Origin of the sequence: Mycolicibacterium gadium (genome assembly GCF_010728925.1) — a bacterium.
GTDB lineage: Bacteria > Actinomycetota > Actinomycetes > Mycobacteriales > Mycobacteriaceae > Mycobacterium > Mycobacterium gadium.
This window is the reverse complement of sequence record NZ_AP022608.1, coordinates 4,717,596-4,731,623: the sequence shown is the minus strand read 5'-3', so window position 1 is coordinate 4,731,623 and position 14,028 is coordinate 4,717,596. Positions and strand designations below refer to the sequence as shown.

Annotated in this window: 13 protein-coding genes and 1 pseudogene; 5 read left to right on the top strand and 9 right to left on the bottom strand. The window is 66.8% G+C overall.

What is annotated here, in order from left to right; all coding sequences use genetic code 11:
* The first annotated feature begins 3 nt into the window (after window positions 1-3).
* The gene (locus tag G6N36_RS23370; RefSeq protein ID WP_163689172.1) at window positions 4-1,494 is read left to right on the top strand and encodes a bifunctional phosphatase PAP2/diacylglycerol kinase family protein; all 1,491 of its coding nucleotides are present in this window, start codon (window positions 4-6) and stop codon (window positions 1,492-1,494) included.
* Here G6N36_RS23370 and G6N36_RS23365 read toward each other — a convergent pair.
* A complete protein-coding gene (locus G6N36_RS23365) occupies window positions 1,448-2,119 on the bottom strand; it encodes a phosphatase PAP2 family protein (protein ID WP_163689171.1) in 672 nt (223 codons plus the stop codon). The two genes, G6N36_RS23370 and G6N36_RS23365, sit on opposite strands and share 47 nt — an antisense overlap.
* A gap of 128 nt (window positions 2,120-2,247) precedes the next feature.
* On the opposite strand from G6N36_RS23365, the gene G6N36_RS23360 reads away from it, so the two are divergent.
* A complete protein-coding gene (locus G6N36_RS23360; RefSeq protein ID WP_163689170.1) occupies window positions 2,248-2,730 on the top strand; it encodes a hypothetical protein in 483 nt (160 codons plus the stop codon).
* An 18-nt stretch (window positions 2,731-2,748) separates the two neighbouring features.
* Here G6N36_RS23360 and G6N36_RS23355 read toward each other — a convergent pair whose 3' ends face one another.
* Window positions 2,749-4,371, bottom strand: coding sequence for an HNH endonuclease signature motif containing protein (locus G6N36_RS23355; protein WP_163689169.1), 1,623 nt, complete (start codon window positions 4,369-4,371; stop codon window positions 2,749-2,751).
* Between the two features lie 160 nt (window positions 4,372-4,531).
* On the opposite strand from G6N36_RS23355, the gene G6N36_RS23350 reads away from it, so the two are divergent.
* Window positions 4,532-5,905: a sulfatase family protein gene (locus G6N36_RS23350; protein WP_163689168.1), complete on the top strand. Its 1,374-nt coding sequence runs from the start codon at window positions 4,532-4,534 to the stop codon at window positions 5,903-5,905.
* A gap of 67 nt (window positions 5,906-5,972) precedes the next feature.
* Window positions 5,973-6,777: pseudogene (stf0, locus tag G6N36_RS23345) on the top strand (trehalose 2-sulfotransferase).
* A gap of 2 nt (window positions 6,778-6,779) precedes the next feature.
* Here the strand turns inward: stf0 and G6N36_RS23340 are convergent.
* The gene (locus G6N36_RS23340) at window positions 6,780-7,541 is read right to left on the bottom strand and encodes a trans-aconitate 2-methyltransferase (RefSeq protein ID WP_163689167.1); all 762 of its coding nucleotides are present in this window, start codon (window positions 7,539-7,541) and stop codon (window positions 6,780-6,782) included.
* A 26-nt stretch (window positions 7,542-7,567) separates the two neighbouring features.
* On the opposite strand from G6N36_RS23340, the gene G6N36_RS23335 reads away from it, so the two are divergent.
* Window positions 7,568-8,773 (top strand): alpha/beta hydrolase family protein, encoded by a 1,206-nt coding sequence (locus G6N36_RS23335; protein ID WP_163689166.1) that lies wholly within the window; start codon window positions 7,568-7,570, stop codon window positions 8,771-8,773.
* On the opposite strand, the gene eccE is transcribed toward G6N36_RS23335, so the two are convergent.
* The 6 genes from eccE to G6N36_RS23305 are packed head-to-tail and all read right to left on the bottom strand — an operon-like array spanning window position 8,729 to window position 13,987.
* Window positions 8,729-9,673 carry a type VII secretion protein EccE gene (eccE, locus tag G6N36_RS23330; RefSeq protein WP_163689165.1) on the bottom strand — a complete coding sequence of 315 codons (945 nt, stop codon included), beginning with the start codon at window positions 9,671-9,673 and terminating at the stop codon, window positions 8,729-8,731. The two genes, G6N36_RS23335 and eccE, sit on opposite strands and share 45 nt — an antisense overlap.
* The gene (mycP, locus tag G6N36_RS23325; protein ID WP_163689164.1) at window positions 9,670-11,052 is read right to left on the bottom strand and encodes a type VII secretion-associated serine protease mycosin; all 1,383 of its coding nucleotides are present in this window, start codon (window positions 11,050-11,052) and stop codon (window positions 9,670-9,672) included. The genes eccE and mycP overlap by 4 nt, the downstream gene beginning before the upstream one ends.
* Before the next feature lie 8 nt (window positions 11,053-11,060).
* The gene (eccD, locus tag G6N36_RS23320) at window positions 11,061-12,500 is read right to left on the bottom strand and encodes a type VII secretion integral membrane protein EccD (protein ID WP_276067671.1); all 1,440 of its coding nucleotides are present in this window, start codon (window positions 12,498-12,500) and stop codon (window positions 11,061-11,063) included.
* On the bottom strand, window positions 12,479-13,360 hold the full coding sequence (locus G6N36_RS23315) for an ESX secretion-associated protein EspG (protein WP_163689163.1): 882 nt from the start codon (window positions 13,358-13,360) through the stop codon (window positions 12,479-12,481). Before G6N36_RS23315 ends, eccD begins: the two co-directional genes overlap by 22 nt.
* A 6-nt stretch (window positions 13,361-13,366) precedes the next feature.
* Window positions 13,367-13,657 carry a WXG100 family type VII secretion target gene (locus G6N36_RS23310; RefSeq protein WP_163689162.1) on the bottom strand — a complete coding sequence of 97 codons (291 nt, stop codon included), beginning with the start codon at window positions 13,655-13,657 and terminating at the stop codon, window positions 13,367-13,369.
* A gap of 36 nt (window positions 13,658-13,693) precedes the next feature.
* Window positions 13,694-13,987, bottom strand: coding sequence for a type VII secretion protein EsxS (locus G6N36_RS23305; protein ID WP_163689161.1), 294 nt, complete (start codon window positions 13,985-13,987; stop codon window positions 13,694-13,696).
* Window positions 13,988-14,028 lie beyond the last annotated feature (41 nt).

Genomic DNA, 14,028 nt, shown 5'->3' with positions numbered 1-14,028 from the left:
GGCATGGAACTCCTCCCCATTCGTCGTCATCGAGGTATCCGCCAAATCGGAGAGGGCCTCGGGACGCTGGACCGCGAGGTGTTCGAAGCCATCGCCGAGTCGCCCAGTCCCCTGCTCGATTCGCTGATGCCGCGACTGACCCGCGCCGCGGACCATTCGAAGCTGTGGTTCGCCATCGCGGCCGGGCTGACCGCGACACGGCACCGAGCCTCGCGGCGTGGTGCGGCGCGTGGCGTCATAACTCTCGGTGTGACCAGTCTGGTGACCAACCAGGTCGCCAAGCGGATCTGGAAGCGGCCTCGTCCCAGTCGCCTGCTGGTACCACTAGCCAGACAGAGCAGGCGGGTCCCGACATCGAATTCGCTACCGTCGGGCCACTCCGCGAGCGCGGCCGCGTTCGCGGTCGGTGTGGGCCTCGAGAACCCGCCGCTCGGACTCGGACTCGCCCTGCTGGCAGGGCTGGTGGGCCTGTCCAGGGTGGCGACCGGCGCGCACTATCCGGGCGACGTGTTCGCCGGCTTCGGCATCGGTGCCGCCATCGCTGTAGTCGGGGCGCGGATCGTGCCACCGACCGTGCCCACGAAGATTCCGACCGCGGATCCGCTCCGACTGGAAACGCCCGCTCGCCCAGAGGGTGAGGGGGTCGTGCTGGTGATCAATCCCGCGTCGGGCAGCGGCACCGGTGCACGTGTGGTGGCGGAGGTGCGAGAAGCCCTGCCGGCAGCTGAGATCGTCGAGTTGGACGAGGGGGACGACCTCGAGGTCGTCTTGCGCGCCGCGGCCGACCGGGCCGAGGTTCTCGCCGTCGGAGGCGGCGACGGAACGGTGTCGTGTGGCGCAGGCGTCGCGATTGAGTCCGGGCTACCCCTGGCGGTCTTCCCGGGCGGCACGTTCAATCACTTCGCGAAGGACATCGATTGCGACACCGTGGCCAAGACGGCCGAGGCGATCCGGCGGGGCAGCGTCGCCTTTGTCGACGTGGTGTGCCTCAACGAGAAACACATGGTGGTCAACACCGCGAGCATCGGTGCCTATCCGCAGTTCGTCCAAACACGAGAAAAACTCGAGCACAAGATCGGCAAGCCGCTCGCTGGTATCTACGCGATGTTCCACACGCTATGGCGAGATGAGCCCGTTCGAATCCGCTACGACAACAAGAACTTGCAGACTTCGCTGTTCTTCCTTGGCAATTCGACATACCTGCCGTCCGGGTTCGCCCCGTCGCGCCGAACCCGGATGGACGACGGTTTGATGGACGTCCGCATTCTCGAGACCGGTCGCAAGTTCAGCAGGCTGCGCATTCTCGTATCACTGGCGCTGGGCCGATTGGTGCGCAGCCCGCTCTATCACGAGATGCGAGTGCCCGAATTCGAGTTCAATGCCGTAGACGGTTCAACGATTTTGGCTCACGACGGCGAAGTCAGCACCGAATGCACCGACGCCAGTTTCAAGGTTCGATATCGAGTTCTTCCCGTGTTTCGTCCGCTGCCGTGACGCTGACCCAGGGAGGAAGTACCGCTAGACAGACGGCGAAATAGGCGTAGCCCAAGGCCCATCCGGCGATGACGTCGGAGGGGTGGTGCACATTGAGCACGACGCGACCGATGCCGATCGTGACGACGATCAACGCGCCCAGCACGACCACCCACCACCGCAGCCGTGGCCGCACAAAGGGCCAGACGACCGACAGGAGCACGAGCACACCGACCATCAAGCCGAGCGCATGACCGGAAGGAAATGACTGCGAATAGGCGGATACCAGTGCCGTCGGGGGGCGCGGGCGATCGGCGAGGTTTTTCGTAAGCTCGATCAGTGGGCCCGACAGCCCTGCGGTGAGCATGACGAAACCCACGAGCCGCCAATTGCGGCGCCACAGCGCGACGATGACGACGACCAGGCCGGCCAGACGAAAGGTGTTGGGGCTGAGCACGGTACAGAAAATGTCCCATGCCGTCACCCAGGCCGGATGCTTGGAGCCGTAGCGGTAGGCGGGGTCGAGAGCCGCCGAGTCCATGGCCGTCAACCAGGCCCATCCCGAGGTGATGCCAAGCCACATCAGTGCGTATACCGCGACGGCAGCCACGGCGCTCACCAGGAGCCAACGCGTCCTGGAAGTCATATAGATAGCTGTACCACGCTTTCGGAGTCCGGCCTGCTGCTGGAGGTCGCGGACGTGCCGTTCGATGTCCCGCCGAAGTTCGTCTACAGCGTGCTCGGCATACCCCGCGGCTGAGCTACGGTGCCTTTATGGCGGTGTTTCTGCGCAAGCTGTTGCGCATCGGCGGGCTGCCCGCTGAACTGCGGGCCGAGGTAGAGGCGGAGGGGGTCATCTATTTGGCCGAGTACGTCCCGGTCACTCGAAGATTCAGTGGCAAGATCCCCGGCAAGCGCGCTCATGGGAACGTGGCGAGCTATGTCGGTTCGTTGGTCCTCACCAATCAGCGGGTCCTCGGCACGCTGTCTACGGTGCCGAAGCTGGCGGGCCGCACCATCGATCAGCCCTGGAGCGCACCACAATCGGGCACGGTGACCGCCGACATCACCGAGACGGGCCTGCATCTCGAGGTCAACATCGCAGCAGTGGACCCTCGGTGCGAAGGTGAGCTCTCGCTCCAGTACAAGTCACCGATACCGCCCGAGATCCTGGCGCGCATACCCCGTCGGTCGCTGGCCTTCGACGCCCCACCCGAATACGTCTTCCGCGCGGTCGGAGTGCCCTACCACCCCTAGAGAGGGCAGGGGTTGCGCTCAGAATGGTGCTGGGTCGTGGTCGCTTGGGGGTCGTGGCCGGGTGGGGAAGTAGGTGTTGTCGCAGTCGTTTTCGGGACTGTCGCCTGGGTTGTGCTGATTGCGGGCGCGTTGTTCGGCTTCGGTGTGGATCAGTGTTTGGTTGTGTCGGCGTTCGTCGTTGATGGCTTGGGTGCGGTTCTGGGCTCGGGTGGTGGTGCGTCGGGGCATGGCCAGCCCGCGCGCTGGGTCGGTGGTGGGCGGGGTGGAGCGGTGACCCCGGACGGGCGCGGTGGGGCGGCACAGGGTGGGGAACAGCAGTCGGCTGCCGGGATAGGTGGTGTAGGTCTGGCCCTGCGGGCACGTCCAGATGACGGTGCCGTCGGGGTGCTGTTGGTCGTGCCAGCCCCAGAAGGTTTTGAGTAAGTGGTGTTTTCGGCAGAGAACTTTGAGGTTCGAGGCCTGTGTCGGGCCGTGCGGGTAGGCGATGGTGTGGTCGATATCGCAGCCATAGGCGGGATGATCGCAGCCCGGGAACCGGCACGTCATATCGCGGCACCGCACAAACGTCGCCAACACCGCCGAGGGGATATAGCGCGGCTCGGGTGGCGTGTTGCCCGGATGCACGATCGGGACGATCTTCGCCGAACCCGCGATTTTGGCGGCCAACAGCGGGGCGGGCAGCATCCCGCGACCCAGGACCAGCGCCGGTGGGGTGGCCGCGATGACCGGTGTCCACGGTGTCGGGGCGAGGGCTTCGCGCCAGGTCATCTCCGAGAGCGGTTTGCGATCTGGATCCACCGGTTTTTCGCCGTCCAACTGGGCCGGGGTGTCGTCGGTCAGTGACTCCTCGTGGGCAATCACATGGACCACCACCGCGCTGGATTGAGCGTCTTTTGCCGGGCAGTCGGGGTGATCACATAAGCAGGCCAGCCGGTCGGCTTTGTGCCCGAGCGCGCCGAGTGCCGCGGCGCGGCGCTGGTCCAGGGTGCGCGGATCGCGCTCGCACACCGTGCGCGCCATGGCGTCCAACCGTTGGTCGAGGGCCTCGGCGTCGGTGACGATGAGCCGGCCCTCGATGAACACCACACCTGATCCGTCGTCGGGGTCGTGGATGTCGACATGGCAGTTGCGGGCGGAGTGTTCGGCGCGCCGTACCGCGGCGGGGTCATAGCGATGCACCCAGTAGTCGATCTGGGTTTCGGTCTTGTGCGCTGACAGCGATCCCCAGTCTTGGACCGCGGCGGCGATCTCGGTGTCGACTTTGGCCATCGTGTCGGGATCGCTGATCAGGCGGGTGCGGGCCACGATCGCGGACACCAGCCGGTAGGTGATCGCCCCGGCGGCGAACACCTCACCCACCCGCGGGAGCCGTTCGCGCAACCCGATGGCGATGAGCAGTTGATGCGAGGCCACCCCCAAAGAGACGTTCTGCGCGGCGGCTACCGACGCCGCGACCGCACCCCAGTTGTCCAGACACCACTGCTCCCGCTCCTCAGAGCCGTCGGCGGCCCACATCCGTTCGAGCTCCTCGGCGGTCGCGAACAGCCGTCGCGCGCAGGCGGCGTTCTCCACCCGCGCCCACGCCCCTACCGCCGCGCCACCGCGGCTGTGGGTGGCCGCCTCAACGAGTCCATCGAACATAGGTTCGACACTAATCGGACCATCGACCGCGAACCAGCAGCTCAACACAACCTGTGGACAAAACCGCCATTGGGGATAACTTGCTCGCATTGAGTCAAAGGGTTGCGGAATCCGCGCGGCGGCCTGTTCGGTGGACCGACAAGCCACGGAGGGACGCTGCGTGACCGAACCGAGACGAGACAACCTGCTGATCGTGCACTGGCACGATCTGGGCCGCTATCTCGGCGTCTACGGCCACCACGACGTATCCAGCCCGCGGCTCGACCAACTCGCCGTCGAGGGCTTTCTGCTGACCCACGCGCACGCCACCGCTCCGCTGTGCTCTCCATCGCGCGGTTCGCTCTTCACCGGCCGATACCCGCAGAGCAACGGGTTGGTCGGCCTCGCCCACCACGGCTGGGAGTATCGGACGGGCATCCGCACACTCCCCCACCTGCTGTCCGAAGCCGGTTGGTACACCGCACTATTCGGCATGCAACACGAGACGTCACATCCGCCGCGGCTCGGTTTCGACGAATTCGACGTATCGAACTCGTACTGCGAATACGTCGTCGACCGGGCCGCGCATTGGCTCACCGCCCCACCTGCCCAGCCATTCCTTCTCACCGCAGGTTTCTTCGAGACGCACCGCCCCTACCCGCGCGAACGGTACGAACCGTCCGATGCGTCGACGGTCACCGTGCCCGATTACCTGCCCGACACACCTGACATCCGGCAGGACCTCGCCGAGTTCTACGGCTCGATCACCGTCGCCGACGCCGCCGTCGGCCGATTGTTGGACACCCTCGCGGAGACCGGACTCGACCGCACCACCTGGGTGGTGTTCATGACCGACCACGGACCTGCGCTCCCCCGCGCCAAGTCCACTCTGTACGACGCTGGCACCGGGATCGCGATGATCGTGCGGCCACCACGCGACGCGGCGATCGGCCCACGGCTCTACGACGAACTGTTCAGCGGCGTCGATCTGGTGCCAACGCTGCTCGGTCTGCTCGGCGTGGACATCCCGGCCGACGTCGAGGGAATCTCGCACGCCGACAACCTGCGTCACGCTCAGACGGCGCCTGCGCGCACCGAGGTCTATACCACCAAGACGTACCACGATTCTTTCGACCCGATCCGAGCCGTCCGCACGAAGGAATACAGCTACATCGAGAATTACGCCGCACGCCCGCTGCTCGATCTGCCGTGGGACATCGCCGAAAGCGCGCCAGGACAGGCGGTTGCGCCGCTGACCCAGTCGCCGCGCCCTACGCGCGAACTCTACGACCTGCAGGACGATCCCACCGAAGTCCGAAACCTGCTCGGACCCGACGCCTCCGACAAAGCAGAGGCCATCGCGAACGACCTCGCGCTGCTGCTCAACGACTGGCGCGACAAGACCAATGACGTCATCCCGTCGGAGTTCGCGGGTACCCGAATCGCGCAGCGGTACACCGAAACCTATTTGCGAATTCACGGCCCGTCGGTGATCAGCCGCTCCGCCATCGCATCCCAACGAGGTATCGAGGAGGAGGAGAGCTCCAGACAATAGTTTTCGTCACTGCGATTCTTAAAGCCTTGTCGTGCAAGGCAATTCGAATGCAGTTAGGCTCACGCGTATGTCGTCCCATCCAACGGCCTACCTGGTGCTCGCGTCGCAACGCAGCGGCAGCACGCCTGTTGGTCGAATCGCTACGGGCGACCGGTGTAGCGGGAGAGCCGCAGGAGTTCTTCCAGTACCTGCCCACCACGAGCATGTCGCCGCAACCACGTCAGTGGTTCGCCGATGTGGAGGACGAGTCGATTCTTCGCCTGCTCGATCCGCTGGACGAAGGCAAGCCGGATCTCGCGCCGCCCGAGATCTGGCGTGACTACATCCAAACCGTCGGTCGCACGCCGAACGGGATCTGGGGCGGCAAGTTGATGTGGAATCAGACACCGCTGCTGCGACAACGCGCGGCGGGCCTGCCGGACCGTGAGGGCGACGGTCTACTCGCGTCGATTCGCGCAGTCGTCGGCAGTGACCCGGTTCTGGTGTACGTTCACCGCCCCGATGTTGTCTCTCAGGCCGTTTCGTTCTGGCGCGCCGTACAGACCCGCGTCTGGCGTGGACGCCCCGACCCACGACGCGACTCCCGCGCCGAGTACCACGCATGGGCGATCGCCCACGTCGTCACGATGCTGCGGGAACAGGACAAGGGTTGGCGCGGCTGGTTCGACGACGAGGACGTCACACCCATCGAGGTAGCCTATCCGGTGTTGTGGCGAAACCTCACCCAGATCGTCGGCGACATCCTCGAAGCGCTTGGGCAGGACCGCCGCCTGGCGCCAGCGCCGGTGCTGGAGCGCCAGGCCGACCAGCGCTCCGACGTGTGGGTGGACCGCTACCGCGCCGACGCGGAGCGCGACGGGCTACCGACCTGAGCTCACTTCACCTGTGCGACAACAAATATCCGGCGGAACGGGAAGAACGTCGTGCCGTCCGCTCGCTTTGGGTAGGCCTCGTCGAGCATCGGGATCAGCTCCTCGCGGAACTGCTGCCACTGTGCCTCGTCGAGCCGGCTCTTCACCGGCGTCAGCGCCGTTCCCGTGATCCACTGCAGCACCGGATTCTCGCCGCTGAGCTCGTGGACATAGATCGTCTCCCACGCGTCGACCCGACAGCCCGCGTCGGCGAGCAGCGCGGCATATCCTGCCGCGTCGTCGACCTGGCCCTCGCGGAACGGGAAGTCCTGCAACAACTCTGACCACCGGTCACTGCGGGCGAGCGTGCGGACGGCCTCGTGCGACGGCGCGTTGAAGTTGCCAGGAACCTGCATCGCGATCCAGGCTCCGGCTGACAGCTGACCGGCCCATCGGACCAACAGCTCAGCGTGATCAGGCACCCAATGCAGCACCGCATTGGTCAGCACGACGTCGGTGTCCGGTTGCGGCACCCAATCGCCCACATCGCCCACATCGGCATCGACACCGCGTTCACGCGCCGCCTGCACCATTTCCGGTGAACTGTCCCAAGCCTCGATGGTGGCGTCAGGCCAGCGTTGCGCCAGGCTGACGGTGAGGTTTCCCGGACCGCATCCAAGGTCGACCACCCGCCGCGGCGATTCGGCCGCCACCCGCGACATCAAGTCGAAGAACGGCCTGCCGCGGTGGTCGGCGAAGGTCAGATAGACGTCGGGATTCCACATGGGGCCAGTCTTGCACTCGGGTTACGATGCGGAACGTGACCACTTCGGACACCACCCCGGTGGATCCGCCCATTCCCGTTCCCGACGTCCCCGGGGCTGACGCGACCGTCCAGGGACTCCCGCGTCGCGCCGATCTCACACTGCGCCAGCGACTCATCGTGGACTCGTCCGCAGTGGCCGACATCGCCCTGCGCACCGCCATCGCCTCGCTGCTCGCGACGACGATGCTGCCGACGCTCGTCGGGGGGCTGCGCGGCAGCCGAGCGCGGGCCGAACAAAATCAATTGAGGTTCTACGCCGAACTGGCTTCGGCGAAAGATCCCACGTTGTCCTTTCCCGCGCCGACGGAGGTGCCGCGGGTCGCGTCACGCCCAGCCAGTCCGATCGCCGAGTGGATCGCCAAGGGCAACGTGCACAACATCCGATTCGACAGCAGCTTCGAAGCCGTCAATCCGGCGTTGCGTGAACAGTGCCGAGGCTTCACCCGCAACAATGTGGTGCACGCCCAGCACTGGCGCCACGACGACGGGCCCCACCCGACACTGTGCGTGATTCACGGCTTCATGGGTTCGCCGTATCTGTTCAACGGACTGTTCTTCTCGCTGCCGTGGTTCTACCGGTCCGGCTACGATGTCCTGTTGTACACCATGCCATTCCACGGCAGCCGCGCCGAAAAAGGCTCGCCATTCAGCGGTTACGGTTTCTTCGCGAACGGCTTCTCCGGCTTCGCAGAAGCCATGGCACAGGCCGTGCACGACTTCAGGTCGATCATCGACTACCTGGAGTTCACCGGCGTCGACCGGATCAGTCTGACTGGGATGTCGTTGGGCGGCTACACCTCTGCGCTGATCGCCAGCGTCGACGACCGGATCCAGGCGGTCATTCCGAACGTCCCCGTCGTCGCGCCCGATCAAACCGTCGACGAATGGTTCCCCGCCAACAAGGTCGTCCAACTGCGGAGCCTGCTCTCGAACACCGACTCAGAGCTCACCAAGGCCGCGGCACGGTTCTCGTCGCCGCTGAACTACGAGCCTCTGGTTCCCAAGGACCGGCGGCTGATCATCACCGGTCTCGGTGATCGGCTGGCGCCGCCGGAGCAGGCCGAAATGCTATGGGAGCACTGGGATCGCTGCGCGTTTCACTGGTTCCCCGGCAACCACATCCTGCACGTCAGCCAGCCTGACTACCTACGCAGGATGACCCGCTTCATGCGCGATTTCATGTTCGACTGACCAACGGCCGCCTACCAGCCATCCTGCCGGCTCGAGCAGTCCCTGTGGCAGTGGGCTGCTGGGGATGTCGAGGCGTTCCGCCGACCCCGGCGCCAACGCGGTGAGCAACAGGCCCTGAATACCGGGTTGGGCCGTGAGACCCGCGATCGGCGTACCGCGTACTGGCTCGGCGGTCCGGATCGCGCACAGCGCCCGCACCGTGGGCTGTGCTGAGGTGCCACCGAATTCGAGCGCCGTCCACGTCTCCGTCGGCTGCGACCACAACTCGGCGAGCCGATCGGAGAGATCGTCGTCAAGCGGGATTCCGTACGCCGAGACGAATCCGCTGTCCTCCCGGACTCCGCGCCACTTCTCGCGGCCGCCACCGGTCAGCGGAGTCGGCGCCTCGTCGACGATGACCGCCAGCAGACCGTCCTCGCGGAGGTGATCGGCGAGTCGGCGACCGACGATCTGGGCCGTGTCCGACAGGGGGAGGTCGGCGGAACGGGCCTTGAGCGCCGCCAGGTTGTCGACGGCGCGCAGCGTCATGCTGATCCAGGTCGTGCGGACGCCATCGTCGTCGCGGTTGGTCACCCGGACCTTGTCGCAGCGGACGCCGAAACGTTCGACGTACCCGGCCACCGTCGGCAGCGACAGGCCCATGCCGGCCGGATCGTCGACGTGCAACACAACGGTGGCTTCGGCGGCCGCCGTTGGCTTCGACTTGGCGTGGTTGCGCCGCCACATAGCGAAGACACGGCCGATCATCTCTGTCACGAACAGTCCTCGCCACCAGGCGAATACGAACAGCGTGACGCCGACAGCGACACCGAGGATCCACCAGTCTTGGTCGGAATCCCACGGATAGGTCATGGCCGCGGGAACGATGAGAAGCAGCGCGAGCGCGATTCGGATGGTCACTTTGTCTCCGTCTTTCGTCGTTGGGCGGCGACCCCCGCGGTGACGGCGGCGACCAGCGCCAGCACACCGGTGCCGACGAAAGCCACCGTGCGCGGCGTGTTGTCCGGTGGTGCCGGTTGCGGCGGGGCCGCTACGGGTTTGGGTCGAGGTTCACCGGCGACGTCGCTCGCGGCGCTGACGTCCCACGTCAACGACGCGACGGCGTCGACGAGCCCGGCGCCGGTCAGGTTGGACGGCGCGCGGGCCGCCCCCTGCGCCCCGGCCGTCAGTCGTTCGACCACCTGGTCGGCGGTCAACTCTGGAAATCGGCTGCGCACCAACGCCGCAACGCCGGAGACATACGCCGCGGCAAAACTTGCGCTGTTGAGGGGGAAAAGCTCACCCTGGTCGCTGGGCAGCGCGTTGGCGAGCCCGCCACCGTCGGCGTTCCCGACCGAAGTGATGTTCTCGCCCGGCGCCGCGATGCCCACCCACGGGCCGGCCATAGTGAAATTCGAAGCCGTGCCGGAGGAATTCAACGAGCCGACGGACAGAACGTACTGCTGCCACCACGACGGGATCGAGATTTCGGTGACGCCCGCCCAGTTCCTCGGGTCCTCGGGCCGACCGGGGTCCGACAGCGGATTCGACGGACACGCCGAACCAGGATTCAGTCCGGCCTTGTTGTTTCCGGCCGCGGCGATGATGACGGCGTCCTTGTCGACCGCTGCGTAACGCAACGCGGCACCGAGCTCGGTCTGGTCGACGGTCTTGTTCGCTGGCAGGCACGTCACCGCCGAGATGTTGATGACGCGGGCACCGAGATCGGCCGCGCGCACGACGGCCCGTGCGAGCGTTGCGACGTCGAGCGCCACCCGTGCGGTGACGGGATCCTCCCCGGAGTCACGAGGTGCGTACCGCGCCGACGTCGACCGGATCGACAGGATCCGCGCGCCAGGTGCGACTCCCGAGAAATCGTCGTCACCCGGCTGTCCGGCGATGAGGCCGGCCACCAGAGTTCCGTGTCCGTCGCAGTCCACCAGACCGTCGGTGGTTTCCACGAAGTCGCCCCCCGGGTCGACGTTCGGCAGGCGTGGTCCTGGCCGCACGCCGGTGTCGAGTACCGCCACGAGTTGCCCGTCGCCGCGGCTGTATTTCCACGCCCCGGAAAGGTTGAGCATCGACGAGTTCTGGTTCACCGCGCCGGGATCGCTGCCCGGCAGCACACCGGTGGCGACGCACGGGTTGCGCTGCGCCATCGGCTGTACGGGACCCGGCGCCCCCGAAGGCGGTACCGCCCCGGGGTCCAGTTCGGGCGGCGTGATCGCCCCTGCCGCAGGACAACTCACTGTCGCGACGGCCAGCATCGCCGTCGCAGCCGCAAGCGCACTGCGCAGCATCGCGTACATCACCGATTCAAGACCCAGGCGAACAGTCCAACCAGATACGCCAGCACCGGGATCAGCGACGCGTCGACTCCGGAGGCGAGGAAACCCACCAGACGGCGCATCGGCAACGAATAGGTGTCCGGCGACGCGACCCGCGGGACGAGCGCCGCGAACACGAACACGGCCGTCAGACCCGCCAGCGCCGCCAGCGTCCACCAAGCCGCGGTGTAGCGGTCCTCGGCTGCGAACCCGACGAGGAACAGGGAACCCATCAGGAACGGATGGGCGAGCAGCCACGCCTTGCACGGTGCGGAGTCCCACACCCGGGCGCGCAACACCGCGCCGAGCGCGACCGCACCCACCACGTACCACGCCCAGTACGACACTCCGGTCGGGTTGGCCATCAGCCAGGTTCCCACGGTCGCAAGCACCACACCGCCTGCGACGAAACCGGTCTGGTGCGAATCGGTCACGCGCACCCGACGAGGGAGGTCTTGCAGCACTTTGAGCGAGGGCGGCGGCGGCGTCGGATCGCCCGGCGCGGGGATCACCGGCGCAGGCAGGCGCGACCACGTCGCGGAGAGTTGCGGGGCCTGCACGGTGACCGCGAGGGCCAGCACGATCAAGATCGAGGCGATGACGACGGTGTCCAGGTGCCAGATCGTCGCAGCACCGGCGGTGAGGACGGCGCCGACACCCACCACGGTCACCGCGGTGAAGACCGCGATTGCGCGCTCTGCGACGGTGATGCTGACGATCGCCCATGCCGTCACGCCGGCCGCGGCCAGCAGCACCTGCGCCGCGCCGGTCTCGCCGGGCACGGAGAGCCCGAGGGCCGCGGCGATCGGGACCAGCGCCGTGATCGACAGCGCGGTAGCGAGTTTCGGCGCGCGTCCCCACGCGAGCATCGTGACGAGCACGGAGAGCACCGCGACGCCGCACGCCGCGATGAGCCCGGCATAGCCGCCGACTGACAGCCGGTGCGCGGTGGCGAACACCGTTGCGGTCAGGATGAGTGCGATCAGGGCCAGTGTCGCGCCTCGCTGAATGTGGCTTGCACTCCACGGCTTTTCCCGTGCGGCGGAGAAGATGACCGCGGCGTCGCCGATGTCCTCCACGATCCGCGGCGCGGGCGGCCCGGCCGGTACCCGTTGCAGCGCCAGCAGATCGCCGTCGACGACGCCGACGGTGTTCAGTGTGGCGTCGAGGCTGAACGGCGCACCACCGATCGGGGCGAGCGAAAGCTGCACCGAGTCAGAAGAGTCGCCGTCATCCGTCGCCATCGCCATTCGCCGCACCGCGGGCAGGATCTCGCGCAGCGGAAGCTCTGTCGGCAGCGCCATGTCGGTGACCCGACCGCCGCCCGCAGAGTCGGGGCCGCCCGAGGCGAGCACCGCGACGCGAACGATGGGCATCACCGCCGATGAATTCGTGCCGATCAACTGACTGTCTGACGCCATTGCTGGTGTTCCGTTCTCTGGTCCGAGTCGAAGTCTCGGGTCAACTGCTGGTTGGGGAACCACGGCCCGTCGGGCAGCGTGGACGTGAGCCGCTCCATCGCGGTGGCGATGGCCAGCGGTGTGCCTGGGGCGAAGGTCGAAACCCATTCCCCATCGAAGGCTTTCGACGGGGCGACGAGGACACGCCCTTCTCGGGTGTCGACGACGCTGACGCCGACATTCGTGCTGACGCGATGGCCGTCGCGGTGGTCGCCCGCGACGATCTCCACATAGCTGCGGTCCGGCGCGTACGCCGCCGTCACGACGGCGCGCGCGGTCGCGGGGATGCCGAGGAACTCGATGACGTCATCGAGCGCGGCGCCGTCGCGCAGTTGCTCGTCGGCGCGCGCCCCGGTCCGTGCGGGAATGGTGAACTCCTCGAATTTCGCGGGCGGCCGTCCCGACAGCCCGGCGGTCAGGACGGGCACCAGTGCCTGCGGATGGTCGATGTTCAAGGCCGTCAGCGTGATCAGGCCGCCGCCACGCAGCGCGACGGCGTGCTGATCGGTCTGTTCGACGCGACGTGCGACGTGGCCGCGCAGCATGTTTCCGGATCCGCGAACGAATCTGAGGTCCATCCAGCGCCGGGGCCGGCACGTCGTCGTGACCCATTGGCGAACACCGGGATCGATGACCCCGTCCCCGGTCATCACCCCCAGGGCCGCCAGCTCCGCGGAGAGCCTGGCCGCGACCGCCGCGCGCTGCGCGTGGTCGCTGTAGGGCGGCGTGATGGCGAGAACCCAGGGAAAGCTCCCTGCGCCCAACGCATCAGCGACAAACCAGGCCTGCTCCGCGGTCAGCTCGACTGCGTTAGCGGTCAACGAACCTCAGCCACCCCACTTGGCGCCTTCGGCCGCGTCGCGGGCGCTCATCGACATGGTGTTCGTCTCATGGGTGGCGGCCATCGCGCGGTAGGCCCGCACGAGCTCCTCGAGGCTGGTGTTCCATTGCGCCTGCCACGCCTGGTAGGTCATGCCGGTATCGCCCTGCCACCCGCTCGCCAACGCCGCCTGCTCGGCGGCGATGTCCGCACCGACACCGTGCATCGCACCGGCATAGCCGGCCATCTCGCCCGCATGTCCGAGCATCGCCGGGTAGTTGTACATGATCTGCGACATCAGGTTCTCCTCTCGTCAGTTTGGGAAGTTCAGATCTCAGATTCCGGTGTAGGTGCTGGCCGCCGCGGCGTCCTCGGCCACGTACGTGCCTGCGGCGTCGCCAAGGTTGATCTGCGCGATGTCGAGCAGCGAGTTGATCTTGGCGGACACCTCGATGAAGCGGGCGTGCGCGGCCTGGAAGGCAGCCGACGATTCGCCCATGTGGAAGGCCTGCGCCGACTGCGCCGCCTGCTCGGCCTGGGCCATGGTGCTGCGCATCAGCGCAGCCTTGGCGGCGAACGCGGCCTCCGAGGAGACCAGCTGCGGGATGTGAGCGTCCAACATGCTCATGGCTTTTCCTTTCGATTCTCAGCTCTGACGGATTCGGTCGG